General features: G+C 64.5%; 15 protein-coding genes and 2 tRNA genes. 11 read left to right on the top strand and 6 right to left on the bottom strand.

Features of this window, described 5'->3' with window-relative positions:
- Positions 1-94: 94 nt before the first annotated feature.
- Positions 95-583, top strand: a complete 489-nt coding sequence (locus HH308_RS08500; protein WP_170193762.1) for a cold-shock protein — start codon at positions 95-97, stop codon at positions 581-583.
- Complete coding sequence (locus HH308_RS08495) at positions 576-1,877, top strand: deoxyguanosinetriphosphate triphosphohydrolase (protein ID WP_170193761.1); 1,302 nt, start codon at positions 576-578, stop codon at positions 1,875-1,877. Before HH308_RS08500 ends, HH308_RS08495 begins: the two co-directional genes overlap by 8 nt.
- Before the next feature lie 277 nt (positions 1,878-2,154).
- Here the strand turns inward: HH308_RS08495 and HH308_RS08490 are convergent, their stop codons facing one another.
- Positions 2,155-3,165, bottom strand: coding sequence for a pyridoxamine 5'-phosphate oxidase family protein (locus HH308_RS08490; protein ID WP_170193760.1), 1,011 nt, complete (start codon positions 3,163-3,165; stop codon positions 2,155-2,157).
- A 78-nt stretch (positions 3,166-3,243) separates the two neighbouring features.
- Between HH308_RS08490 and HH308_RS08485 the strand changes: the two genes are divergently transcribed.
- Entirely contained in the window at positions 3,244-3,879 is a 636-nt protein-coding gene (locus tag HH308_RS08485) for a TetR/AcrR family transcriptional regulator (RefSeq protein WP_170193759.1), read from the top strand.
- Positions 3,880-4,007: 128 nt separating this feature from the next.
- Here the strand turns inward: HH308_RS08485 and proA are convergent, their stop codons facing one another.
- A complete protein-coding gene (gene proA, locus HH308_RS08480) occupies positions 4,008-9,965 on the bottom strand; it encodes an anti-phage protein ProA (protein WP_170193758.1) in 5,958 nt (1,985 codons plus the stop codon).
- A 330-nt stretch (positions 9,966-10,295) separates the two neighbouring features.
- Here proA and dnaG point away from each other — a divergent pair, with 330 nt between their 5' ends.
- The 3 genes from dnaG to HH308_RS08465 all read left to right on the top strand — a co-directional run bounded on the left by dnaG (position 10,296) and on the right by HH308_RS08465 (position 14,013).
- Complete coding sequence (gene dnaG, locus HH308_RS08475; RefSeq protein WP_170193757.1) at positions 10,296-12,209, top strand: DNA primase; 1,914 nt, start codon at positions 10,296-10,298, stop codon at positions 12,207-12,209.
- Between the two features lie 130 nt (positions 12,210-12,339).
- Positions 12,340-13,830 carry a glyceraldehyde-3-phosphate dehydrogenase gene (locus tag HH308_RS08470; protein ID WP_312870499.1) on the top strand — a complete coding sequence of 497 codons (1,491 nt, stop codon included), beginning with the start codon at positions 12,340-12,342 and terminating at the stop codon, positions 13,828-13,830.
- A 109-nt stretch (positions 13,831-13,939) separates the two neighbouring features.
- Positions 13,940-14,013, top strand: a tRNA-Ile gene (locus tag HH308_RS08465).
- 34 nt (positions 14,014-14,047) lie between these two features.
- Here the strand turns inward: HH308_RS08465 and HH308_RS08460 are convergent.
- On the bottom strand, positions 14,048-14,539 hold the full coding sequence (locus HH308_RS08460; protein WP_170193755.1) for an FBP domain-containing protein: 492 nt from the start codon (positions 14,537-14,539) through the stop codon (positions 14,048-14,050).
- Positions 14,540-15,579: 1,040 nt separating this feature from the next.
- Here HH308_RS08460 and HH308_RS29720 point away from each other — a divergent pair.
- Positions 15,580-16,155 (top strand): LpqN/LpqT family lipoprotein, encoded by a 576-nt coding sequence (locus HH308_RS29720; RefSeq protein WP_312870478.1) that lies wholly within the window; start codon positions 15,580-15,582, stop codon positions 16,153-16,155.
- Between the two features lie 146 nt (positions 16,156-16,301).
- Here HH308_RS29720 and HH308_RS08450 read toward each other — a convergent pair whose 3' ends face one another.
- A complete protein-coding gene (locus tag HH308_RS08450) occupies positions 16,302-19,307 on the bottom strand; it encodes an ATP-binding protein (RefSeq protein WP_170193753.1) in 3,006 nt (1,001 codons plus the stop codon).
- A 41-nt stretch (positions 19,308-19,348) separates the two neighbouring features.
- On the opposite strand from HH308_RS08450, the gene HH308_RS08445 reads away from it, so the two are divergent.
- Positions 19,349-19,894: a GNAT family N-acetyltransferase gene (locus HH308_RS08445; RefSeq protein ID WP_211188314.1), complete on the top strand. Its 546-nt coding sequence runs from the start codon at positions 19,349-19,351 to the stop codon at positions 19,892-19,894.
- A gap of 847 nt (positions 19,895-20,741) precedes the next feature.
- Here the strand turns inward: HH308_RS08445 and HH308_RS08440 are convergent.
- A tRNA-Asn gene (locus HH308_RS08440) sits at positions 20,742-20,817 on the bottom strand.
- Between the two features lie 205 nt (positions 20,818-21,022).
- Here HH308_RS08440 and HH308_RS08435 point away from each other — a divergent pair.
- A complete protein-coding gene (locus HH308_RS08435) occupies positions 21,023-21,805 on the top strand; it encodes a hypothetical protein (protein WP_170193752.1) in 783 nt (260 codons plus the stop codon).
- On the opposite strand, the gene HH308_RS08430 is transcribed toward HH308_RS08435, so the two are convergent.
- On the bottom strand, positions 21,783-23,024 hold the full coding sequence (locus tag HH308_RS08430) for a TetR/AcrR family transcriptional regulator (protein ID WP_170193751.1): 1,242 nt from the start codon (positions 23,022-23,024) through the stop codon (positions 21,783-21,785). The two genes, HH308_RS08435 and HH308_RS08430, sit on opposite strands and share 23 nt — an antisense overlap.
- A gap of 192 nt (positions 23,025-23,216) precedes the next feature.
- Here HH308_RS08430 and HH308_RS08425 point away from each other — a divergent pair, with 192 nt between their 5' ends.
- Positions 23,217-24,026: an enoyl-CoA hydratase-related protein gene (locus tag HH308_RS08425; RefSeq protein ID WP_170193750.1), complete on the top strand. Its 810-nt coding sequence runs from the start codon at positions 23,217-23,219 to the stop codon at positions 24,024-24,026.
- Positions 24,027-24,061: 35 nt separating this feature from the next.
- Positions 24,062-25,678, top strand: a complete 1,617-nt coding sequence (gene fadD5 / locus HH308_RS08420; protein ID WP_170193749.1) for a fatty-acid--CoA ligase FadD5 — start codon at positions 24,062-24,064, stop codon at positions 25,676-25,678.
- The last annotated feature ends 70 nt before the right edge of the window (positions 25,679-25,748 follow it).

Below are 25,748 nucleotides of genomic sequence, written 5' to 3'. Positions count from 1 at the left end.
GTCGGCCCGACTTCTGTCATGATGGACGAGGTGTGAGTTGCGATCGCAGGCAAGGGGCCTGCGGATTCTGCGCCCGCCGGATGGGAATGGGTACGTGTCTGTCAGCGGAAAAGTTGTTCACTACGACACCAATCGTGGATTCGGGTTCTTGGCGCCGGAGACCGGGGGAGCCGATGTATTCCTGCACATCAACGACATCGATATCGATGAAAACCTCCTGAAGCCGGGCGCCGTCGTCGAATTCGACGTCGAAGACACCGACCGTGGGTCGAAGGCCGTCAATGTATCGGTTACCGAAGAGGCGCCGGCAGGCAGCGACGACGCCGCGGGCGAGCGGGCGCATCGCCGCGAGTCGCACGACCGTGGTGGTCGTGATCACGGCCATGGCCGCGATCGGGATCGCGGTGATCGGGGACGTCGGCCGCGCGGTGGAGGCGGCGGTTCGCTCGATGCCGGATCGTTCAGCGAAGAGATCACCGAGCTGCTGCTCGACTCTTCCGACGACCTGACGGCGGGGCAGATCATCGAGATCCGGCAGCGGTTCACCGACTTCGCGGTCGGTCGGGGCTGGGTGCTTGACTAGTTCGTCCCCGGTGTCCCCAGCCGCCGACTATGACGCGGCGTCGCTGGAACGCCTTGTGCCCGAGAGGCCGAAGACCGCCGGCCTGCCCGGGGTGCACACCGATCACCGCAACGATTTCGCGCGCGACCGGGCACGGGTGCTGCATTGCGCGGCACTGCGTCGGCTCGCGGACAAGACGCAGGTGGTCGGTCCGCGCGAGGGTGACACACCGCGCACGCGGCTGACGCATTCGTTGGAGGTCGGGCAGATCGGGCGGGGGATCGCCGTCGAGCTGGGCTGCGACCCCGATCTCGTGGAGTTGGCCGGCCTGGCCCACGACATCGGCCATCCGCCATACGGGCACAACGGTGAGCGGGCGCTCGACGAGGTGGCGTCGGAGTATGGCGGGTTCGAGGGCAACGCGCAGAATCTGCGGATTCTGACCCGGCTCGAGCCGAAGATCCTCGCGGCCGACGGATCGAGCGCCGGAATGAATCTGACGCGAGCTTCGTTGGACGCGACCCTGAAGTACCCGTGGACGCGGACTGCGCCGGGATCGAAATTCGGTGCGTACGACGACGATTCGGCCGCACTGCGATGGATCCGATCGGATTCTGCCGGCGCCGGAACGACGCGGCAGTGCCTGGAGTCGCAGGTGATGGACTGGTCCGACGACGTCGCCTACTCGGTACACGACGTCGAGGACGGCATCATCTCGGGTCGCATCGATCTGCGTTCGCTGGGCGATCCGTCGGACCAGCGGGCGCTGGCCGAGTTGGGCGTGAGGTATTTCAAGGGACTCGACGCCGATGCGATGATCGATGCCGCGCAGCGGCTCTCGCGGATGGAAATCGTTGCGGCGCTTGGACAATTCGACGGGACGTTGACGTCGTCGGTAGCGTTGAAGAGGTTCACGTCGGAGCTGATCGGGCGGTTCGCCAATGCTGCGGTATCGGGTACGCGGGACGTGGTCGGGGGCCGGCCGATCTCACGGTACGACGCTGATTTGTCGGTGCCGCCACTGGTGGCCGCCGAGGTGGCGGTGCTGAAAACCGTTGCGCTGCGGTTCATTTTCTCCAATCTGCGCCATCGGTCGCATCAGGATCGCCAGCGCGACCGGATTCATCGCGTCGCGACGTGGCTGCTCGCCGCCGCACCGGGCGGACTGGATCCGTTGTTCGTCCCCTCATGGAACGCCGCAGCCGACGACGCCGAGCGCATGCGTGTGATCGTCGATCAGATCGCATCCATGACCGAGGGCCGACTGGAGCGTATGGACAAGCAGAACTCGGGGATGCAAGCGCATCTGGGGTAGCGGGCTCGGCGCGGTGACGTCGCGAGTAGATACGGGTCCCCGTGAGCGACACGGACGCTACATCGGCATCCATCCGGCTGAGGGGGCCCGGTTTGGGTCTGGCGATCGGGCGGGGGTAGTTCGCTGACATTGCGGTATCCGATTCGGCGCTGCGGCAACGTCTTCCCATCTCGGTAATCACGTCCGCGGGAACCGACTACCGCCGCGATAATTCGACTACCGCAGTGTTAACGCGCGTACGATGGCAGTGCCACCTCGCAGCGTTCACTTCGACCTCCTACCGACCCAGCTCCTCATACCGAGGCACCCGCTGGCCTCGACGCTGTGCTTCGGAATCCAAGCGCCGCTTCAACTTTCGTCCCGCAGACAACATGTGTACTGCTCGACGCAAGGGATTGCGCGGCACGTCGAAGTTCTGCATCAAACGCTCAGCGTGGAATTCGACGCTCTCGCCGACCCAGCGGCAGGTCCCGATCACCCCGACGTTGGACTGGCTGTCGAAGGTCTCCGCGTGGGTGTGGAAGGTGAGGCACGCTGCGCCGTCGGGGATGGTGACGCCATTCGGCGGGGTCAGGCGGAAGCCGAAGTCGGTGCGCTGCGCGGCACGCATCCGCAGCGGGAGTGGCCAACCGGCGTCGTCGACGACGGTCAGCACCGGCAGTCCCAGTGCCTCGATTGCGTGGAGTGTTTTGCGCTGCCACGGTTCCGGCGTCGCGCAATTCCAGGATCCGGCACCGCGGCCACCCGGCGCCGGGTCCGACGCCGGGACGTCGAACGGGCTCGCCGGTTCCCATACCTGCGGTGCCGCGGTCAAGTCTCCGCCGGGCCACCACAGCACGCGCACTGGCGTGACTTCGACCCAGATCCGAGTCCAATACCAGGCCATTCGCCGCATCACGGCATCGGGCGTCGACGCCGTGAGATCGGGGAACCGCTCCGCCGACTGCGCCAGATACCGTGCCGAGTTGGCGCGCAGGTCGGCGTCGCGCACCGTCGCGTATCCCTGGATCACGAAGGTGGCGGGAGCGTCGAGCCCGGATCCGGTCGGCTCGGAGAACGACAGTGCGACCTTCGGATTGCGCCGTGCCCGCTCGGCTTTCAACGGGTACGTCAGCCCGGTCGAGATGTCGACCGTGCCGCGGTCGGTGCCCGAATACGGCGTCACCGGCCAGGTGACGGGTGTGCCGTCGCGGCTCACCGACGCATATTCGGTCGCGATGAACGAAGTCGCCTGGGCGGCGATCGACGGCCAGTCGAGCTGGGTGCGAGTGTCGGGTTGCGGGTTCACGGTGGCCTCCTGAGGAGTTTTGATATTGTTACCTCTATTGAATAGAGGTGACTCTAGAAATTGGTTCGAAAGGTGTCAATGGCGCAGATCGGTCGAACGTATGACGGCAGTCGACGCCGGGCAGCCGCCGATGCCCGACGCCACCGCATCGTCGAGGAGGCGACGAAACTCTTTGTGGCACAGGGCTTCGGATCGACGTCGATCGATCAGATAGCGCGCGCGGCCGACGTGTCGACGCCGACTGTGTACGCCGCCTTCGGATCGAAGGCGAACGTGCTCGGCACAGCGATCGACTTCGCGCTCGCCGGCGACGTCGACGGCGTCCCGGTCGCCGACCGCTACCTGGCCGCGCTCGATGCGGTCGACGACGACGTCTACGCGCGGTTCGCGGCCGCTGCCGAGTTTCTGCGCGCGCTCAACGAGTCGGTGGCGCCGCTGATCCGCGTCATGGAGCTCGCGGCGTCGGCCGACCCAGCCTTGCGCGACCTACGTGCGGCGCTGATGGCTGCACTGCGCGCCGACTCGCGACTGTTCATCGAACGGTTCTTCGCCGACCACCTTCGTCCGGGGCTCAGCGTCGACGACGCCGCCGACTCACTTGCGGTCATCACCTCGCCGTCGCTGTTCTCGATGTTCACCGTCGACGCCGGATGGGCGCCGGAGAAATACGAGCGGTGGATCGCCGAATCGTTGCCGCGGCTGTTGGTCAACTAGGTGTGTTTCCCGATTCTTTCGCGAGGCATCGAATCCACCGAGGATCCACAAAGGGAATTGGAGACACGCCTTAGCGGCGAGTCGCGTTCAGCCAGGCCCTTGAGCCGGATGAAGCTGGCCACGCGGGCTCAGTCGACAACCCGGTAGCGCTCACTGACTAGTGACATTCGGCCCTGACCGACCGCCCGATCGATGCAGGCGCCCACGCGACTACCGGCTGTCTCGGTTAGCCGCCCTTGACCGAACAGCATCAAAGTATCGCGAGTAAGTTGCTCGATGTCGCAATCGCGTTGTGCGGCGGCAAAGCATAGAGCGTTGATAATCTCCTCGGCACAGATCTCATTTAGTGGCCGTTCCTTGGACCGGCTTTGGCGAAAAGCTCGCCATGATGCGGGGTCCAAACTGTCCGGCCACACGAAGTCACCGAGCGACTCGTCGCGATACACGCGGCCCGCAGGGATCAACTTCGCCACAAATGCTCGTCTCGGTGCGGTGGTCTTGTCCCATCCGAACCGCCTGACGACGATTTTGCACAAGCGATCATGCTCGACCGGACCCTCAGCTTCGATCGTCTCAACGATTCCGCGGCTGATCTTGTCACGCAATGCACGTGAGTGTTGATTGTCGAGCTCATCGCGCACGCCGAGAGCATCGCGTGGCGACAATTGATACGGCATCGCAACGGGCGTATTGTCGTGCATCACAATCGGTTCGCGCACCGGCGCAGGTAGAGCAGAACCAGTCGGCTCGGCCTCACGGGCACCGTCTACGACTAGACTGGGAGTTTCGATCGGCTTGACCCGTTTAACGTAATCGATTCGGGTTTGGGGTGCTGTGGTGACCGACCGAATCGGCTCACTGAGCATAGAATCTTTGGGCAGAGGGTCGCCGGTATTCGTCGTATCGGGTGAGGCAGTCACGCCCGCGGCTTCCAATCCCGCAGCGATTCGGTCGAACTCTGCTCTCTCGACTGCCGCGGCAATCCGACTGGTGACATCAGCGCGATGCTGCAGCCAGTCGGGTAGCCACACGCGAATCACTTCAGGCCAGTGCATTATTGACTCCAGCAGACTCGGCATGACGTCGCGGTCGGTAACTGTCGGACGTTTGCGCCACTGTGGGCCGTCGAGCATCACCGCGATCTGCCAGTCGTCGGATGTCTGTGCACGCACCGCGATATCGACGACGAATTCTGACATCCCGTAATTGACGCGCACCTCGAACCCCTTCGCTCGCAACGCGTCGGCGATGTCGCTCTGGAGCGAGCCCGATAATTTCGTATCGGGAGTCGTGATAGTCGGAGTGCGTGAGTCCGCGGTCTCAAGGTAGCGGCGCAGATGTGCCATCCCAATCGACCGGGTGCGGCTCAGGTCGATATCGGTCGGGTCAAATGAGCTGAACACCAACACTTTTCGTCGCGCGCGAGTTACGGCGACATTCAGGCGTCGCTCACCTCCCGCGCGCGTTAGCGGACCGAAGTTCAGTGGTAATTGATCGCCGTTCGGTGGCTTTGAGAAGGCGGTCGAGAACAGAATGACATCCCGCTCGTCGCCCTGTACGTTCTCGAGGTTTTTCACGAACAGTCCGTCAGTTGCTTCGGGCTGCAAAAGAGCGATGATAGTGGGATCGCCGCTTTCCTCAAGTAGGTTAAGCACCAGATCCTGCTGCTGGCGGTTGAAGGTCACCACCCCGATACTGCGCTGTGGGACTTCGGAATTCACGAGCCGCCGGATCTCGGTCACGATGCCTTCGGCCTCGACGCGGTTCGTCCTGAACTCATGTGTGCGATCTTCACGGTTGAAATGTCCGTGGACACGTCTTAGTTCGACTCCGGTGTCCGCCGTTTGACCGGGGCTGGGCAGAGTCGCAAGCTTCGACTCGTAATACTTGTCGTTGGAGAACGCGATCAGCGACTCATCTTGGCTGCGGTAGTGCCACGATAACCACAGTCGGGGGATCCCCGATTCGACGCTTTCCGACAGAATACTTTCGAGATCCTCGGGAACGGCGCCGGAGGTATCGCCGTCATCTTCGGCGTCATCGCTGATGTCGGAGTTGGCGATTCCGATAGATGTGGGTGGCATCTGCTTTGAATCCCCGACGATCACCGCCGAATTTGCCCGTCCGAGGGCGCCGATCGCTTGGGCAACCGTGACTTGAGATGCTTCGTCGAACACGACGAGGTCGAACGTCACCGATCCTGGGGGCACAAACTGGGCGAGCGATGCCGGGCTGACCAGGAAACATGGCGCGGCGGAGACGATTTCACGTCCATAGTCCTGCATTAGTCTTCTGACCGACGCGACCTTGCGCTTACCGTCGAGCGCGCCGCGGAGCTTGCCGTAGGAACCGGTGAGTCGGTCCGGATCAAACTGGCGCTGTACAGCAAGCCGGGCGGGCAGCGAGTGTGCAAGTTCGGTCCGCATTGCCTGCGCTGAATTGACGAAGTCTGATACTTCGCCATCCTGCAAAGCGGTGGCGAAATCGGACAGGCCGCCGACACGAGTCCGTTCGGCGATCGAGGCTTGGGCAACGCCGGAGAGGAAGCGGACTTCGGCCTCAGTGTGGGGCACCTCGCCGCTGAGTAGTGCGTTCGCGAAGTCATCTAGGCCGTAGGCGCGCAGCGGAGCGAGTGCGGCATTGAGGGCGAGGAACCGGCGGGCGACGTTGGGACCACGATCGTCGAGGTCGGCTTGCCATTTCGGCTGATAGTGCGCCCACGAAGCGAACCATCCTTGGCCGGCTTGCCATCGAGACAGGGTCGTCGAGTCGGCTCCAGTGGCAGCGAGTAAGGCATTCCAGGCGCGCACGGCGCCAGTGATCGTGTCGAGCGTGCTGGCTGAGACTCTGTCCAGCGAGCGCAAGGTATGCCATATTTGTGCATGGTCGCCAGCGAACTGAAGCGTTGTCGAGATATGCTGACGGACACCCTCGATCTCGTCATGTGCGGACGGCGATAGGGGCTCCCAACCTACGGGCAGCAGTGGGCCTAGCACGGTGCTGAAGTTCCCCTTTACCTCTGCGTGGGAGCTCCGGAATCCGGGGATCTGGTCGAGTAGCGGGATTGCATCCTCGAGCGCGAGCTCGACGCCGGGCCGTAACGCCCGGCGCAACTCGCTCTGAGCCTGCTCGATTCGTTTGCGCTTCCCGAAAAGTCCGTGAGGCGCAGCGCGCACGGTCTCGGCTAACGCGGCCGGGTCACCCGCGTTGAGGAAATCACCGTGGAAGGTCGCGGCCAAGAGGTGTGACTGTGTCTGGAAGTCAGCGAGCTGGCGATTCGCGTTGGCCATGCGCTGAGTCCATCGTGCGTCAGTGAACTCTTCCAGATCGGAGGACGTAAGGTGGAACGTGTCCGCCTCGGTCCGTGCCCGGGATACCAGCGTGAGCGCGTCGCCGGGTGTCGGTAGGGATGAAAGTATTCGTGCCGCAATGGAATCGGACTGCGCACGAACCAATGCAGTCGACGCGTGGCGAACCGAGTTAACGAGTACGTCGTCGTCGACGATTGATGATGCGAGCACCCAGGGATTGTCATGGCGGATATCGGCTGGAATCGCCAACCGGGAGAATTCGACGACGCCGTCGCGAATCTTGTTCACTTGTTCGGGGGTTGCAGTCGAGACGAATCGCGTTGGCAGGTTGACGTACTTCTGGCCAGGTGATGCGGTGACCGTATCCGTCGCGGACCACAGCGAATCGCCCACCGCGTTGCGGTCGTGAATCTTTCCCGGATATAGGTCGAGTGCACGGTGCTTGGAGCGCCAACGAGCCAGTTCGGCTTCGAATCGCTTCTCGTTGTATTGTGCCTGGAACTCCAAGGAGTCCTTGAGTTGCGCGCGAACATTCTCGCCGCGTTGTCCAGCTCCGTGTAGGTCGAGCAGAAATGGGCGCAGGCCGATCTTGTCGAGACGGGTACGCACCACGTCGAGGGCAGCCTGCTTCTCGGCGACGAACAGAACGGTGCGGCCAGCGTCGAGGTTGCGTGCGATCAGGTTCGTGATGGTCTGTGACTTTCCCGTCCCAGGCGGTCCTTCGAGGACGAAAGTCCTACCTTGAGCAGACAATTCGACCGCGCGTAGTTGGGATCCGTCGTAGACGGATGGCAAAGCGTGCGCAGTTTCATCGACGGGAATCGTCTGGAGCGAATCGTCGTTCTCGGCGTGCGGATCGATGAAAGTCTCACCTGGGCGATAGGTGAGGTGGTGTACCAGCGGGGACTGCTCAAGAACATTCCAATGCACCTGCAGGTCCTGCCACATTCCGAATGTTCCGAACTTGCAGATCGCGATGGCCGCGGTCTCTTCGACGCGGAATGGCAGCCCGAACTGGGCTAAGTCAGCACGGATTCGAGTAAGGGCCGATGGTAGGTCGAGCCCGCGATTGTCGTCGATCGGGGGACTACTCAGGGCATCGATGATGACGTTGTTGTGGGCGACGCGCAACCACTCCGTCAAGCAGAAGTTGGGCTCCGCCGTCTCAGTGGTGTTGCGGGTCACCGTGAAGGAACTATTTCCCTCACCTCCGGCGATCCGCACGGGCAGTAGGAACAACGGAGCTTGTGCCCGCGCACCTGACTTCGTCTCATGGACCAGCGACCCGAGGGTGAGGTAGAGGTTGGCACTGCCCGTCTCCTCCAACAGCATTCGGGCTGTTCGTTGGAGGTTCTTCAGCGTCGACGCGTAGTTGCTCTCGGAAAGAGCCGCGAACACTTCGCGACGTTGGTCGAAGACTGTTGTGATCTCGTCGACTGGGAGCTCCGCCGCAGACCGGATTCCACTGAGCTGTTGAAGGTTGCCCAGATCGTCGCTCGCCCGCAAGGTGAACCTTTTGCCGCTGTGAACACAGTCGGCAGCCTTCGCGAGTGCGCGGTCGGGCAAAGTGAGGTAAACGACCTCGCGTGAAGTTCGCAGATTCAGTAGCCGATTGCGCGTGCTCAGGTCGAGCAGCGACCGCTTCCACCGTTTCACCCGCCCTGGCGCAGTGTCGGTCGTATCGAGTACCTGGTCGCCATCCCGTTCGTCAGCGAGTTCGGCGGGAAGTGTCAGATCGGCAACCGGTGACGCTGAAAGTGTCGCTGTGCACACGTTCGCGGTCACCGTCTCGGACCGGTCGGCATCGGCCGACGTTGGAATCGGGGTGATCCTCGCCCGCCTAGCCGCCGCGATGTCGATCACGCAACGCAATCGGTCGTGGTAGCTGAGGTGTTGACGTGCTTCGGCGACTGCAGCCGCGAAAGTCGGTGCGGTACTCGGCGAGTAGAACTTTGCTTCGGAGAGAACGACATTGCCGGACTTGGCGAGATTGTCCATCTGGTTGGGATCGCTGATCACCGCGGTCGGGGACACGATCTCATCGCGCCAGAACCCGACGAAGGCGTGACCTTCCACGATCCAGATCTGGGGGTGCAGACCGACCGCCTCCAGTGTTCCGGCGTACAGGACAGCGAGGTCGATGCAGGTGCCGAAGCGTTCGCTGAGCACTTCGTCTGCGGTGCGTACCTTCTGCCCTGTGGTTTCGAACGACGCAGGTGGATTGGAGTATCGAAGCCCACGAGCGCTGAGGGCGCTGTAAACCGCAGCTGCGATCTTTCCAGCGCGGACGGGTCCTTCCTGGTAGCCCTGAAGAGCGGGATCACCGGTCTGCTCGCCGAGGATCGTTGACGCAGCGTCGAGGACCGCGCGGATGGCCTCACTATTGGGTTGGACGAATGACGCGAGTGACTCCACGCACGCGGGCGTGTAGATCCACTCGTTGTGAGCGAGCAACCGTACCGGAACGTCGAAGATACCAGGCGTGGTGTCGAGACCGGCGGCGAGTGAGAACTCAAGTGTCGCATCGTAGGCCTCGGTCAAACGCCTCAGGTGTGCTCGTTCAGGGTTGACATCGCGGATGAGTTCCCACCCGACTGACTCGCCGCTCCGCAGTGCGGTGACCGTCTGAGTCCACTCCGGCGCATCGTCATCGTCCGTCTCAAGGCCCAAGAGCGCTGCGCGGACGATGACATCAGTCTTCGGTCCTTCGCCGATGTTTGTGATCTCAACGCGTTGGATGATCGGCACCGAGTTGTGGCTCAGTACATAGTTCATGACCGGTAGTGCCGACACCGAAAGCCTCAAGGAGTCGGTGTCCCAAACGTGCGCTGGGACAAACCCATGACTCACTTGATCCTGACTAGTCATGTCGCTCCTGAAGTGTGTGATCGCAGCTCGGTTGCAGGCTATGCCGTGGCACTGACAAGTCAGTCAGTCTAGGAATGCGATCCGCTCCTTGGCGAGCCCCGATGTCGCTCGGCCAGCGGAAATACGGAATCGCGCGTTGAGAATCCCCCAAACGAACCACACGATGCGGCGTCCTCGGGTGTGGACAACCGTCGGACATCGGTGCTTGCTTGTCTAGTGAGCACTAGACTGTCCCACGTGCCAGGCCGAATCCCCGATCGCGATATCACGGCGATCCGTGAGCAGACGCAGATCGAGGACATCGTCGGCGATTACGTCGCACTAAGGCGTGCCGGCGCCGACAGCCTCAAAGGCCTGTGCCCGTTCCACGACGAGAAGACGCCGTCGTTTCACGTGCGACCCAACCACGGGCATTTCCACTGCTTCGGTTGTGGAGAGGGCGGCGACGTCTACTCATTTCTGCAGAAGCAAGAGCACATCAGCTTCGTCGAGGCCGTCGAGCAACTCGCCGATCGCATCGGCTACCGCATCAACTACGAGGGCGGCGCCAAGACCGTTCAGCGCGACCGCGGCACGCGCGCACGTCTCGTCGCGGCGAACGCCGCCGCGCAGAAGTTCTACGCCGCGCAATTGCAGACGCCCGACGCGCAGGCGGCCCGCGACTACCTCACCGAACGCAACTTCGACGCCGCGGCCGCAGCGCAGTTCGGTTGCGGATACGCCCCTGACGGCTGGGACAAGATGACGAAAGCCCTTCAGCAGCAAGGGTTCGAGTTCGCCGAGCTGGAAGCGGCGGGACTGTCCAGGCAGGGCCGCAAAGGCCCCATCGACCGCTTCCATCGGCGCCTGCTCTGGCCGATTCGCAACCTCGGTGGCGACGTCATCGGGTTCGGTGCGCGCAAACTGTACGACGACGACAATCTCGGCAAGTACATGAACACACCGGAGACCATGCTGTACAAGAAGTCTCAGGTGCTCTTCGGCCTCGACCACGCCAAACGCAACATCGCCAAGGGACATCAGGTGGTCATCGTCGAGGGCTACACCGACGTCATGGCGATGCACCTGTCGGGCATCACTACGGCAGTCGCCAGCTGTGGCACGGCCTTCGGTGAAGATCACCTCGCGCTGGTGCGGCGCCTGATGATGGACGACTCGTACTTCCGCGGCGAGGTGATCTACACCTTCGACGGCGACGAGGCCGGACAAGCCGCCGCACTCAAGGCATTCGACGGTGAGCAGTCGATCGCCGGGCAGACCTTCGTCGCCATCGCGCCCGAGGGAATGGACCCGTGTGAGTTGCGGCAGCGCGACGGCGAAGTAGCCGTGCGCGATCTCATCGCCCGCCGCATCCCGATGTTCGAATTCGCGATCAAGGCGTTGCTCGGCAACCACGACCTCGACACCGCCGAGGGACGCGTGCACGCGTTACGTGACACGGTGCCCGTCGTCGCGCGCATCAAGGATGTCGCACTGCGCGACGAGTATGCCCGTCAGCTCGCCGGCTGGGTCGGGTGGGACGATGTGCCGCAAGTACTTTCACGTGTTCGCGAGGAGGCGTCGCGGAACGCGCGGCGCCGCGGGCGCGGCCCGGCCAAGGTGACCAGTCTGCGACAGGGACGCCCGGAAGCGTCGTCGACGCCGCCGACCGCGAAGCCGCTCGCCTCCGACCCGCGGTTGTGGCCGCAGCGGGAGGCGCTCAAATCCGCGCTGCAGTACCCGGCGATCGCCGGCACGGTCTTCGATTCGCTACCGGTGGAATGCTTCACCGAACCCGCCTACGCGAAGATCCGCACCGCGATGACCGAACTGGGCGGCACCTCGTCGGGCATGGGTGGCGCCGAATGGGTCGGTGCGGTGATTCACGGCGTCGACGATCAGGTGGTCGGTCCGCTCGTGACCGAGCTCGCAGTCGAGCCGATTCCGGTGTCGGAGAACGGGATTCCGCGCTACATCGGATCTGTGCTAGCCCGCTTGCAAGAGGTCTGGGTCGGCGCGCAGATCGCTGACATCAAATCCCGGCTGCGCCGAATGTCGCCGGCCGATGACTCCGACGCCTATAACGCGGTGTTCGGCGATCTCGTCGCGCTCGAGGCCTATCGGCGGAGTCTGCTGGAGCAGGTGCTCGACTCGGGTGGCGAGACCGGGTAGTCGTAGCATCACGCGCCGCGCGAGTTCTGCCGCCCGCCGGTCTACCGCAGAGCTGTCGAAATCCGCCGATCAGGTGGTGATGCATAATGTTCCCGTGGCGCAACAGCAGGATTCAGACTCGACAACAACCATTTCCGACGCCGAGGCCCGCGTCGCGTTCGACAGTCACCGTGATGCCTGGGTGGCACGCGAGGAACAGGCCGAGCGAATGATCCCGATGATCGGCCGGCTGTACCGCGACTACGGTGTGGTCACGTCGATCCACGGTCATCGGCTGATCAACTTGTCCGCCACCGCGGTCATCTCGGCGCATGAGCGGGCCCGCGAACTCGGCCACGACGAGTTGACCCTGGAGCAGTCGGACAAGGTGTTGCGCGGCCTGCTCGCCATCGGACCCGAGCCAGCGTCCATCGATGTCGCGCGCCTGGCAATGCTGGTCGGCGAACTCGACGACGATGACGACGTGCAGGCTTTCCTTCGAGACGAGATCGCCAAGCGCAATGTTCCCGAGGCGGGCGACGACGGTGGCGCCGATGTGGTGTTGTACGGATTCGGCCGCATCGGACGGCTGCTCGCGCGGATTCTGATCAGTCACGCTGGAAACGGCCACGGACTGCGCCTTCGTGCCATCGTGGTGCGCCGCGGCGGCCAGAACGACCTGCAGAAGCGGGCCAGTCTGCTGGCGCGCGACTCGGTACACGGCCCGTTCCCCGGCTCGGTGACGATCGACGCCGAGCACGACGTGATCATCGCCAACGGCACCCGAATCCAGGTCATCTACTCCGACGATCCGGCCACCAACGACTACACCGCATACGGAATCAGCGACGCGTTGATCGTCGACAACACCGGGCGCTGGCGTGACGAAGCCGGTCTGGCGCAGCACCTGCAGAGCAAGGGGGCGTCGCGAGTGCTGCTCACCGCGCCGGGCAAGGCACCGCTGAAGAACATCGTGCACGGCATCAACGACAACACGATCACCCCGGAGGACACGATTCTGTCCGCCGCCTCATGTACCACAAATGCGATCACCCCGGTGCTCGCAGCCCTGAACGAGGCGTACGGCATCCAGCGGGGCCACGTCGAGACCGTGCACTCGTTCACCAACGATCAGAACCTCATCGACAATCTGCACAAGGGAGACCGCCGCGGACGTTCCGCGGTGCTCAACATGGTCATCACCGAGACCGGAGCGGCCAAGGCGGTGGCGAAGGCGCTGCCCGAGTTGGAGGGCAAACTCACCGGGTCGAGTATCCGCGTCCCCACACCCGACGTGTCCCTTGCGATCCTCAACATCACCCTGGAGCGCCCGACCACGAAAGAAGAGGTCAACGACTATCTTCGACGGGTCTCACTGCACTCGAAGGTTCGCCAGCAGATCGACTACATCGAGTCGCCCGAGGTGGTCTCCAGTGACTTCGTCGGCTCGCACCGGGCGGGTATCGTCGACGGTCTCGCGACCATCGCCAACGGCGTCGATCTGGTGCTCTACGTCTGGTACGACAACGAGTACGGCTATTCCTGCCAGGTGGTGCGCGTGTTGGAACGGATGTCCGGCGTGCACCCGGTGGTCATCCCGGCGCGCGCGAACGTGACGGTGCAGGAGTCGACACCGGTGTAGCGCCAGGTGGGCGACGTGCCGGCCACTGTCTCACGTCGCCCACCCGCAAGCGCACGTCGGCCCCGAAAAGCGGGCCGGTACACTAAGATCGCCCGATGACCTCGGGCGCGGGGCGATAGCTCAGTTGGTTAGAGCCGCGGACTCATAATCCGCTGGTCCCGGGTTCGAGCCCCGGTCGCCCCACCGTTGGAAATGCGTCGGTCAACCCTCTACGCCTCTACGCCTCGGAGCACACCTCGGCGGCGAAGGCGGTGACCCGGCGTCGAAGATCGGCGATCCGTTCGGCGCGCACGGCATCGAGGTCGGTGCCCTTGTGGAACGCGGGCGGCAGCTGTCGCGCATTCTTGGAGCAGCCGAAGTTGTCGCACACCAATGCGCCCAGGGTCGCGCCGCGGCGTCCTGCCGCGCCGGCCCGCCGCACCGTGTACAGGACGGCCTCGTTGGTCAGGTTGACGTCGTTGCACCACGAGCACATCGCTCGACCACGCGGCTTGGCCTCCGCGCGAGTCAAAAGCAGTGCGACAGGCCCACTTTCGGCGTCGACGACGACATACGAACGGCGAGGGATCTTGCGGTCGCGCCAGCCGAAGAACTCGAGACGGTCGAAGTCGACCTCGTTGAAGTTCTCCGGGAAGGTGACTCGCTTGACCTCGCTGCGGGTCGCGCCGGTGAAGGCCGCGAGGATTTCGGATTGACTGAATGCGCGCATGAAAGAACCATCCTGAATAGCTGTGGGACGAAGCGGCTGGCTGCGTCAAGGAATCGAGGTACGACGACGCGGCCGATCACCTGGATCGGCTGCGGAGCGCGGTCATCTGGTGGCGGCGCACGACGCGCCGACCACCTCCTCGAATCGCTGGATGGTCACCGAACCACCGTAGCGCACCGCGCAAGTCGATTGTCGGTGCGGCGTAGTGGATGTCGACGCGAACCGTTCCCCAGCCACAGTCCAGTGGGTGGCGTGCCCCTCGATACACCGAAGCTCGCGAGCTCCCTTCGGCACTCGGGGAGCGCCCCTCGTTACACCGAAGCTCGCGAGCTCGCTTCGGCACTCGGGGAGCGGGGACGTTACACCGAAGCTCGCGAGCTCGCTTCGGCTTCGGCCTGGATCCACCGATGGTGGACCCTTTTCGCTGGTTGAGCCGTGAGGAGCGTTAGCGACGAGCGTGTCGAAACCACGGTGAGACAACGAATTTCGCTGAGTCGATGCAAACCAGGACAGCCCAACCGCCGAATGCACCTGTTGGGTGCACGACTGGAGATGATCACCACGGTCGGAACGCGAGAGAACCGTCGCGCGTAATCTGTTGTGTCACCGTGGTTTCGACACGGACCTCGGCTAGCGCCTCGGACCGGCTCAACCAGCGGAGGCGGTGTCATCGGTGGATCCAGGCCTGGGGGAGCGGGGACGTCGCAGTTTCGGCGGTGTGGTTTGTCGGCGCTCGGCAGCGAGGGGGCGGGCTCGGCCATGTGGGCTGCGGGGCGGAGGTGGTTGTTGGATACGTCGCCAATCATGTTCCAACGATTTTCCAACGGCGGATCAGTACTTTGCTCTCACCCGCGCGACGATCCCGTCCGCGGCCTGAAACAACCGAACCCGCTACGGCGGCGAGGAGGAGTCATGCGAATTTCTGCCCCCGCGCGCACTCAGATCGCGGCGGCCGCGGCGTCGCTCTAGTCCTGACACTCGGCGCGTGCAGTTCTGACAAGTCGTCGACGGCGAGCTCGTCGACGTCGACGAGTACGTCGGTGAGCGCGTCCAAACTGACGCCGCGCACCGTCGACTCGGCGACCGGTCCCAACGAGACGATCGCCAGCTACATCAAGTCCCATGGCATCACCGAGACCGAGGTCAAGCCGGGACAGGACGGTGCGCCCAAGATCGACCTGCCGATCCCCACCGGCTGGGCCGACGCCGGCGATAAGACACCGAACTATGCCGCCGGGGCCATCGTCTACACCGGTCCCGGTTCACAAGGGGCGAGTTACACCGCCAATATCATCGGCATCTTGTCGAAACTGACCGGCGATGTCGACGCCCAGAAACTCATCGATATCGCCGGTGGCGAGATGAAGAACCTTCCGCAGTTCAACCAGATCGGCACTGGCACGACCGGGAAACTGTCCGGATACCCCGCTTACAAGATCGCGGGAACGTACAACCTGGAGGGGATGACCGCGGTCACCGCGCAGCAGACCGTGGTGATCAAGGGCACCGACGCTGTCTACGTGCTGCAGTTCAACGCGACGAGCAATGAAGATCAGGCATCGGCGCTGCAGGCTGCCGCCGACGCCATCGATGAGCAGACGAAGATCTCGTTCTGAGGCCGACGACGGACAGCGCCGCTGCGGTGACGTGAGGCCTGGGTCGCCGAGTGACCTCGACGAAGCGGCGTAAGCGCTGCTCGACTGCGCGATCGCCGACCGCGGCGTCGAAGTTCGCCGGGTCGATGCCGGTCGTGACGGCGCGCTCAACGGCGTGAAGGAGTGTCCGGCGTCGACGCGACCTGGGCGCGTCGCGCGGAAATCATTGGGTCCCAAGCATGTTCGCCGGTGGACTGGGCGACGGACTCGGCTTGGTGCAGCAGCGCTTCCGCCGACGCGATGCGTCCGCACCGGGCCTCGATGTCGGCGCGCAGCACGAGAAAATAGGGGGTCATGGCCGAACTGCCGTCGAAGACATACGTGTCGTACGCTTCGGCGGCCGCAGCGGCCGTGTCGAGTGCGGCGTCGACGGCGAGGCAGCGTGCCCACGCCTCCACCATCTGGGCGCAGGCGGCCCATTGCGGTGCGCCCGCCGCGATCAGCGCATGTGCGACGGCGGCGGCCTCGTCGATCGTGGTCGGTCGCATGCCCACCATTGCGTCGACCTCGACCGTCGTCACCTGCGCGGCGAGGATGTTGAACACGTCGCCCCGCGAACGCGCCACTTCCAGTGCGCGGCGGCAACTTTCGCGGGCCTCGGCGACTTCACCGAGATTGGCGTGTGCGGCGGCGGCAAAGCAGTGCACCCGGGGATGGAAGAAGTGCAGCGGATCGGTGACGGTATCTGGAACCGGATAACGGGCCAACAGGTCTTCGCCCGCTGCCAGGGCGCCTCGATAGTCGCCGGCGAGGCCTTCGACCATGACTCGGCAGAAGAGCAACGCGAGGCCGGCATCCGAGGATGCGACGCTCTCTTGCCCGGCCAACGCATCGACGATCGCTCGCGCCTCGGCGATCCGGCCCTGCCCGCACATCACCTGGCACTGTGCCGCGATCGCACCGAAATAGTTTCGGCCGGAAGAGAATTCACCGATCTCAACCGCATGGCCGATGGCGTCGAGGAACTCCGTGCTCCCGTGACCGTGCCGAATCGCATTGGCCCCGGCGAGGTGGAGCCACAGCGTTGCCTGGCGATCGAGCATCTCGGGTTTGCGTGGGATTCGCGCGCAGACCTGCAGCGCATGTCGGGTGGTGGTCTCGATGTCGGCATAAGCCGAGCGATGCAGCGCGGTGTTGATCGCGTTCTCGTGCAATTCCAGCGCGACTTCGGCGTCGAGTTCGCTGCCCGCACGCCACGCGTGGTCGGCGGTGGCGATCGCCGCCTCGTAGGCGACCGGCGAGATGGTCTGCGGATGTCGTTGCGCGGCACGGGAATGCGCGCGCATGCGGTCGACAGTCGACGCAGCGGCGAGCACGGCGTCGCACATTATTGCGTGACAGAAGGTGAAAGCAGCCGGCGCGCTGGGGATTTCATCGATGATTCCGGCGTCGTAGGCAGATCGCAGAAGTCGGTGGACGGCGGTGACGGGGAGGTCGGCGACGTCGGCGAGTGCGGTGACGTCGAACTGCGGTCCGATGACCGCGGCGATCACCAGCAGGTCGCCGACGGAATCGTCGAGTCGGCGTAATCGTGCACCGACGACGTCGATCGCCGCGTCGGACACGCTCAGCGTGCGGTTGGCGGTCAAGTCGGCGCCCACGCTCCGGACGACCTCGCGCAGGAAGAACGGATTGCCGCCGGTGTGCGCCCTCAGTCGCTCGACCGTCTGCGCCGATGCCGACGCGCCGAAGCTGCGCAGCAATGCGGCGGTCTCATCGTGGTCGAGGCCGTGCAACGGAATCGACGTCGAATTCGACATGCGCAGTGCGGCAAGGTGTTCGGGCTCGACGGGGCGGTCGGGGCCGTACATCGTCCACGTCGCGACAACGAGAATCGACAGGCGATGCAGCTGTGGTTTGAGCAGCTGCACGACGTCGAGAGACTCGGCGTCGGCGGCGTGCAGGTCGTCGAGGACGATGAGCAACGGCCGCGTGGCCGCGAGCGTCCGCAGTATGCCGACCACGCCGTCGGCCAGTGCGAACCCCGACGCCGCGGGCGGTTGCGTTGTCCCCGATAGCCATTCGGGGACCAGCGCGGCGACGGCACCTGGATACCGGTGACATATGTGCGTACGGACAGCGCAATCGTGGTATGCGCCGGCGTCGCGGATCACTTGAATCCACGTCCAGAGTGCCGGGACACCCGCGTGCGCGGGGTGTGACGCCCAGACGGCATCGAGACCGTCGGGTCGTCGGTCCCAAAGACTTTGTGCGAGTTGGGTCTTTCCGATTCCGCTGGCACCCGTAAGAAGCATCAGACCGCCGCTGCCGGTCAGGGCGCCGGCGGCCGCGGCATCGAGGTCGGCGCGCTGGGCGTCGCGCCCGACGAACGGACTCGGACCTCGTGGTGCCACCGTCGGAGGCAGTACCGGCGCCGCTTGCGGGCGGTTGATTTGTGCGAAGATTCGGCGCAGTCCTTCGCCCGGCCCGGTGCCCAGTTCGGCGTCGAGCACGGTGCGGACTCGGTCGTAGCAGGCGAGTGCGTCGCCGGTCCGCCCGGCGCGGTGCAACGCCACCATGAGGTGCCCCCACAGGCGTTCTTGCAGCGGGGATTCGGCTACTGCGGCTTCGAGGTCGCCGATCACGTCGACCGCCTGGCCGGACTGCAGCAGCGCGTCGAAACGGGCTTCAATCGCGTTGTCCCGCAACGCGTTGGTGCGGTCGACAGTGGGCCGAAACACCGTCAGGTCACCGAACTCGCCGAACGGAAGGCCACGCCACAGGCGCAGCGCCTCGGTGAGCGCCGTCGCAGCGTCCGCGCTGCGTCCGGCAGCCAGCGCGGCCCGGCCGCGTGCGACCGCGGCCTCGAACACCTCGACGTCGATCGTGTCGTCGGCGGCGGGCGTGAGCCGGTAGCCATAGGACTTTGACTCCAGCCGAGTGCCCGCATGGAGGATCTGGCGCAGGTTCGACGTATACGCACGAAGCGAAACGGAGGCCTTTGCGGGCGGTCCATCGCCCCAGAGAGCGTCGATCACCACGTCGGTGGGCACGACCCTGCCCGCCGCGTTGAGGAGCACGGCGAGCAGGCAGCGTTGTTTGGGGCCACCGAGCGCAAGAGCCGAACCGGCGTCGTCGGCTTCGATGACGCCCAGGATTCGGTAGTTGGTCACGGTACTTATTTACCCGCCGGTCACTCCCGATGAGCGGTGTGGTGAAAGAAGTCCGATTCTGCGTGCCCGTCGACGCGACGGCGGCCTACGGTTGGGTGATGGCGATCACTTTGCGCAGAGCCGTGCCCGACGACGCACTCGACGTCGCGCGAGTTCACGTCCGGGCCTGGCAGATCGGCTACGCGGGGCTCATGCCCGACGACTACCTCACCGCCCTCGATCCGGGGGTCTGGGCGCGGCGCTACACCTTCGACGTGGCGAGCCCGGCGACGACGCTGGCCGTCGACGGCGACACCGTCGTCGGGCTGGCGACGGTGTCGACGGTCGGCGAGGTGGGCGAGGTGTGGGCGCTGTACGTGGAACCGGCGCGCTGGGGGAGTGGAATCGGTGCCAACCTGCTCGACGCGGCCGTCCGGCACCTACGCGACGCCGGGTTCGCCAGGGCCGAGTTGTGGGCACTGCGCGGCAACGACCGCGCGGCCAGGTTCTATGCAGCGCAGGGATGGACGCGCGACGGTCGGGTGCGCGAAGACGTCGGGCAGGGCGGGCTGGTACACGTGGACGAGTGCTTTGTGCGAGGACTGTGAGTCCTCAGCGCGGCCGTCGTCCGGTGATTCGCGCGAGGAAGTTGATGATCAGTCCGATCACCTCCAGCGCGGCCAACGCCGCCAATATCCACCAGGGTTCCACTGTCTGATCTCCGCCCACCGTACATTCAATATTTGTTATTCTAATGAACAGATTGCGGATCGTAGGTTGGAGTGATCGAAAGCACTCGTGCGGGGCGCGGCTGTCCGCATCGCTGAGACGATGCAGGGATCGAGTCATGGCGGGCCCGATGGCCTGCCAACCTTACGGGAGAATGGGTGAATGGTTCTTTCAGCTGTTGCTACAGGTCTTCAGATCGCCGGATCGTTCGCTACTTTGCTGGGACTCGGATATCTACAGTGGACAGTCGCTGATGTGCTACCCGAAATTCTGCCTAGTTGGATTCATCGGCGTCGAAGGAATGTCAACGTCCAACTCGACGCTGCCGGAGTGATTGTTGCTGCAGGTGCCGGGTCAGTCTTCTCGCGACCACCTCGGGAAACCGACACCGCACAGCAGCTGACTCGGATCTGGGACGTACTGTCGGACCAGTCGAAAGCCATTGCTGATCTTGCGATCACGACGACGCATTGAAACGCGACGTCACGGCGTTGTCGAGCCGTGTGGACGCAGTGGCTGTCGAGGCGAGGGAGCAGCCTGAGAGCGCGTTGCGGAGCGCCGATTTCGCAGCTAAGACGGAAGTCTTTTGGAGTACTGTGGTCGCTCTTGTGGGCTTGCGGTTGACGATCGTCGGCCAAGTGCTCGCTCCGTATCCAGGCGCGGCCTAGCCTGTAATGTATCGGCGGGTCAGAAACGAAGAAAACCCGCTGTCACCAGCGGGTTTCTTGGCTCCCCCGACTGGACTCGAACCAGTAACCGTTCGATTAACAGTCGAATGCTCTGCCAATTGAGCTACGGGGGATTGCTCGCGGCCCGGGAGTGAATCACTCGCTTGGACCGAGAACAGACTCTAGCGCATTGACCGCGCAGACTACAAAACGCCTGGTCATTCTGTTCGAATGCTGATGGGCTCCCGTGCATGCTGCGCCAATCGACCCGGTTGAATCGCGCGACTGAGGAACAGGGCATCGCGGGCGAGGAGGAGGCCGCTCGCTACATTGGTCGCCATGGCCCCCACCGATCCGACGCCGCCCGACGCCGACGACTTCCTCGCCGAGAACCGTGCGAATCGCGCCAAAGCGAGGGCCGACGCCGAGGCAAAGGCCGCGAAGGCGAAGGGGAAGGTGACGGAGTCCGACGACCCTGACGCTATCGATCGCGCCGAGTCGGATGAAACGGCGTTACACGAAGCGACCGACGACGACTCCGCCGCCGATCGCGTCCCGCGCAGGCTGGCGTCGACGCCGAAGGCGGTCCAGTCGGGTCTGTTGGGTCGACGCCGGGTCGTCGTCGGGCTGCTCAGCGGACTGGGGATAGCGGTGATCGTGCTCGCTGCGCTGGCCGGCTTCTATGGGTACCGGTACTACGACGCACGCGATCAATTGGCGCAGGCCGGACCGTCGTCGCAGTTCGGAAAGCAGGCGATGGACACCGCGCGCGACTATGCCGCCGCGATCGGCACCTACGACCCGGACAACTACGCCGACCTGGATCGGCGTATCCGAGACATTTCGACGCCGTCGTTCGCCGACTCGTACATCGCGTCGTCGCAGGACGCCCGCAAGGGCAACGCGAATGCCAAGGGAACGTCGAAGGCGGTGTCGAAATATGCAGGGCTGGAATCGCTTTCGGCAACCAAGGCGGTCGTTCTGGTCACCCTGGATCAGACGGTCAAGGTGCCCGACCTGTCGGCGGCGGAGCCGGACGGGATCGCCTACCAGTCCCGGGTGAAGATCACCTTGAAACGAGATGGGGACCGGTGGCTCATCAGTGATCTGGAGACGGTGTAGCACCGAGTAGGAACTCGATGATCAACGCGCTCAACAGATTTCGTTCGACCGGGTGTGGGATGCGCGTAAGGTCGCCCGCGATGTTGAGTGCGGCGTGCACCATGAATCGTGCCTGAGCGAGCGTGACATCAGCGCGGGCCTGCACCACCCAACTCGCCCATTCGTCGATGTTGCGGCGTTGTTGTCGGCGCAGCGCCGACTGCTGCCCGTCGCCGACATTGCTCAACTCGGTCATGTAGACGGTGATGAGTTGGGTACTGTCAGAACACAATTCGACATAACTGTGCACCAACCGCGACACCGCGTCGGTCGGCAACTGCGATTGGGCCAGCGCATCGTCGATGGCGGTGATCATCCGGTCGTTTGCCCGCCAGAACGCGGTTTCCAGAATTGCGGCCTTACTCGAGTAGTGCCGATAGACGCCCGACGCGGGAATGCCCGCGCTCGATGCGATGTCATCGACCGAAACCTCCCGGAACCCGTGTTGTGCGAACAACGGAATCGACTGTCGCAGAATGACTTCCCGCTTCGACGCCGGCACCAGACCGATCTTCGCCCCGGTGGTGTCGGCGCTGTGCGCCGCGGGTTCGGGTGGCGTCAGCGCAGCCATCGTGAGTGCGTTGCCGACCAGCACCTGCTCGATCTGTTTGGCGGGCAGCGGCGCGCGGTGTGTCGACGGACTGCCGGCCGCGCTGACGGCGGCAGCGGCAACCGCGTCGGCCTGCGCCTTGCTGAGTTCGCTCAGGCCCCGCTGTGCGCGCAACGCCGCGATCGTGGCACGAATCCGCCGGTGCTGGGCGATGGCGACGTCGTGCACGAAGGCGGCGTCGTCGGGCTCGAGGAACTGTGATTGCCAGCGGTAGAGCCCGCTGCCGCGATTGGACAGGGTGGTCCCGACCAGTGCACGCAGCAGAGCGCCGAGCGTCTCGGCGGGGTCACCCTCGGCGTCGGATATGTCCGCGGTCGCGGTGCGGATCTCGTCGGCGAGCAGTCGCGACGTCTCGGCGAACAGTGCGTATTTAGTGGGGAAGTGGCGGTACAGCGCCGGCACCGAGATGCCCACTTCGCGGGCGATCGCGTCGAGTTTGGCGCTGTGATAGCCACGCGCGCTGAACGTGTGCGCAGCAGCGTCGAGGATGCTCCGCCGTCGGTCCGCGGGGCGCCGCCGCACACCGGATTCAGTGTGTCGAGTGATGGGCGCCGACGAGTCTGCTGGCATGTCGGCACACGCTACCCGATACACCCGTTCCCGCGAAGGGAATCGCCGGGTAGCACGTAATCCCAGGAAACCTCACTAGAACTCAACTTATAAGTTAGTGAGAATTCTCGTGGGAGAGGTCACAGGTGTGCTACAAATACTCGCGAAGGGCGCAGCGCTGGCATGCGCCGACCGTTCGCAAGTGAGGGGCCCATGAGCACACCACCCGACGTCGTCGACGGAGTCGCGATCAGCGTCACCGACGACGGGATCGCCCGAATCGCCATCAGCCGTCCCGAGCGGATGAACGCCCTCGACGGCATCGCCTCGGCCCGCATCGTCGCAGCGCTGCGCGAGTGGGCCGACGACGACGCCATCCGGGTGGTGGTGATCGACGGTGCCGGCGGTGCATTCTGCACCGGCGCCGACGTCGTCGGCATCGCATCGACGTCGCTGTCGCAGCCGGAGGGACTCACCGACGAACAGGCGCGCGACATCATCGGCGGCGGTACCGAGTTGGCGCGTGCGGTGCGCGCGGTGCGCGCACCGGTCATCGCGTCGGTCGACGGTCCCGCAGCCGGCATCGGCGCGTCGCTCGCCGTGGCAGCCGACCTCGTCTACGCGACGCAGCGGTCGTACTTCTTGCTGGCCTTCATCAACATCGGGCTCATGCCCGACGGCGGAGCGTCGATGCTGTTCGCCGCGGCACTCGGGCGCGCCCGCGCGAACGAGATGGCGCTCCTGGGCGAAAAGCTTTCTGCCACAGATGCTTTCGATGCAGGGCTGATCAACCGCGTCGTCGACGACCGGGCGGAACTCGATGATCTCGTGACGACGGTCGCGGGCAAACTCGCCAAACGGTCCCCGCAGGCGGTGCGACTGACCAAATCGGCACTCGACGCACACACTTTGGCCGGATTGTCCGCCGCACTCGATCGGGAACTCTCCGGACAGGCGACGCTTCTGCTGACTGACGAGTTCCAGGCCGCCATCGCAGCTTTCGCCGGCAAATCCAAGCGCTGAACCACCTCGAATCTCAGTACAGGAGAAGAACACTCATGACCTCGACGGCCGACATCGCCACCGATCTGCACACCGAACCCCTGCGGTCCCGACGTAATCACTGGAATAACCAGATCCGCCGCCACGCGGTGATGAACCCGCACGGTCCGGGCCTGCGTTTCCTCGGGAAGACGACCACCTGGGGCGAGCTCGACGAGCGCGTCACCGCATTCGCGGCCGCCCTGGCCCGCCGTGGCGTCAAGGCGGGCGATCGCATCCTGATCATCATGCTGAATCGGACCGAGTACGTCGAAGCGGTGTTGGGCGCCAACGTGATCGGCGCGATCCCGGTGCCGGTGAACTTCCGGATGAGTCCGGCCGAAGTGGGCTTCCTGGTCGCCGACAGCGGTGCGCGGTGGATCGTCACCGAGACGCTCCTCGCGCCGCTGGCCGACGGAGTCAAGGCGGCAACCGGCGCCATCGACGAGATCATCGAGGTCACGGCGGCAGGCGCGACCGCGGGTGAGGGTCACCTCGACTTCGAGGCGCTCGTCGCCGAGGACAGCTCGGACCTACCGGTCATCGATATCCCCGAAGAGACGATCGCGCTCATCATGTACACCTCGGGTACCACGGGAAAACCCAAGGGCGCCATGCTGTCTCATCAGAATCTTCAAGCCCAGGCAATGACGGTGCTCTATGCGCTGAACACGGGCACCGACGACGTCGCGACGTGTGTGCCGCCGATGTTCCACATCGCCGCACTCGGAGCGATGACGACCGCGCTCTACGTCGGCGCGGTGACGGTCATTCACCCGCTCGGCGCGTTCGACGCCGACGAGATGCTCGACATGTTCGAGCGTGAACAGGTCACCACGACTTTCCTGGTGCCCGCGCAATGGCAGGCGGTGGCCGCCGCCCAACTGGCGCGGCCGCGCCAGGTCGCTCTGCGCGTGCTGAGTTGGGGTGCGGCCCCGGCGTCGGACACCGTGCTGCAGGCGATGGGGGAGGCGTTCCCCGACGCGGTCAACATCGCGGTCTTCGGTCAGACCGAGATGTCGCCGGTCACCTGTGCGCTCGACGGCAAGGATGCGCTGCGCAAACTCGGCTCGGTGGGCAAGGTGGTGCCGTCGGTGACCGCGCGCATCGTCGACGCGGCGATGCAAGACGTCGCCGACGACGAGATCGGTGAGATCGTCTATCGCGGCCCCGGCATGATGAGCGGTTACTGGCGCAACCCGCAGGGCACCGCCGATGCCTTCGCCGGCGGGTGGTTTCACTCCGGCGACCTGGTGCGCCGCGACGAAGAGGGCTTCATCTACGTCGTCGACCGTGCCAAGGACATGATCATCTCCGGTGGAGAGAACATCTACTGCGCCGAGGTGGAGAACGTGCTGTTCGGCCATCCGCGCATCGCGGAGGCGGCCGTCATCGGTCGTGCCGACGAGAAATGGGGCGAGGTGCCCGTCGCCGTAGTGGTGCTGACGCCGGGTTCCGGGGACGACATCACCGTCGCCGAGCTCGAGCCCTACCTCAACGAGAATCTGGCCCGTTACAAGCACCCGAAGGACATCGTCATCGTCGACGAACTGCCCCGCAACGCGGGCGGAAAAGTGGTCAAGCCGACTTTGCGCAACGCCTACGGCAGCAAGGACGCGGGACTCGCTCGCTAACGTCTGTGCGGGTCAGGGTAGTTGCTGACGCACCTAACTGTAACGTGTTTCATTTTTCGCGTTTGGTGAC

Source organism: Gordonia asplenii (assembly GCF_012933505.1).
In the GTDB taxonomy this organism is placed as follows: domain Bacteria; phylum Actinomycetota; class Actinomycetes; order Mycobacteriales; family Mycobacteriaceae; genus Gordonia; species Gordonia asplenii.
This window is presented reverse-complemented; position numbering and strand designations above follow the sequence as displayed.

Excerpts from the sequence above, each read along its gene's own strand:
- fadD5 (WP_170193749.1), top strand. The coding sequence starts at position 24,062 with ATGACCTCGACGGCCGACATCGCCACCGATCTGCACACCGAACCCCTG.
- HH308_RS08425 (WP_170193750.1), top strand. The coding sequence starts at position 23,217 with ATGAGCACACCACCCGACGTCGTCGACGGAGTCGCGATCAGCGTCACC.
- proA (WP_170193758.1), bottom strand. The coding sequence starts at position 9,965 with ATGAACTATGTACTGAGCCACAACTCGGTGCCGATCATCCAACGCGTT.
- HH308_RS08435 (WP_170193752.1), top strand. The coding sequence starts at position 21,023 with ATGGCCCCCACCGATCCGACGCCGCCCGACGCCGACGACTTCCTCGCC.
- HH308_RS08430 (WP_170193751.1), bottom strand. The coding sequence starts at position 23,024 with ATGCCAGCAGACTCGTCGGCGCCCATCACTCGACACACTGAATCCGGT.
- HH308_RS08485 (WP_170193759.1), top strand. The coding sequence starts at position 3,244 with ATGGCGCAGATCGGTCGAACGTATGACGGCAGTCGACGCCGGGCAGCC.
- HH308_RS08460 (WP_170193755.1), bottom strand. The coding sequence starts at position 14,539 with ATGCGCGCATTCAGTCAATCCGAAATCCTCGCGGCCTTCACCGGCGCG.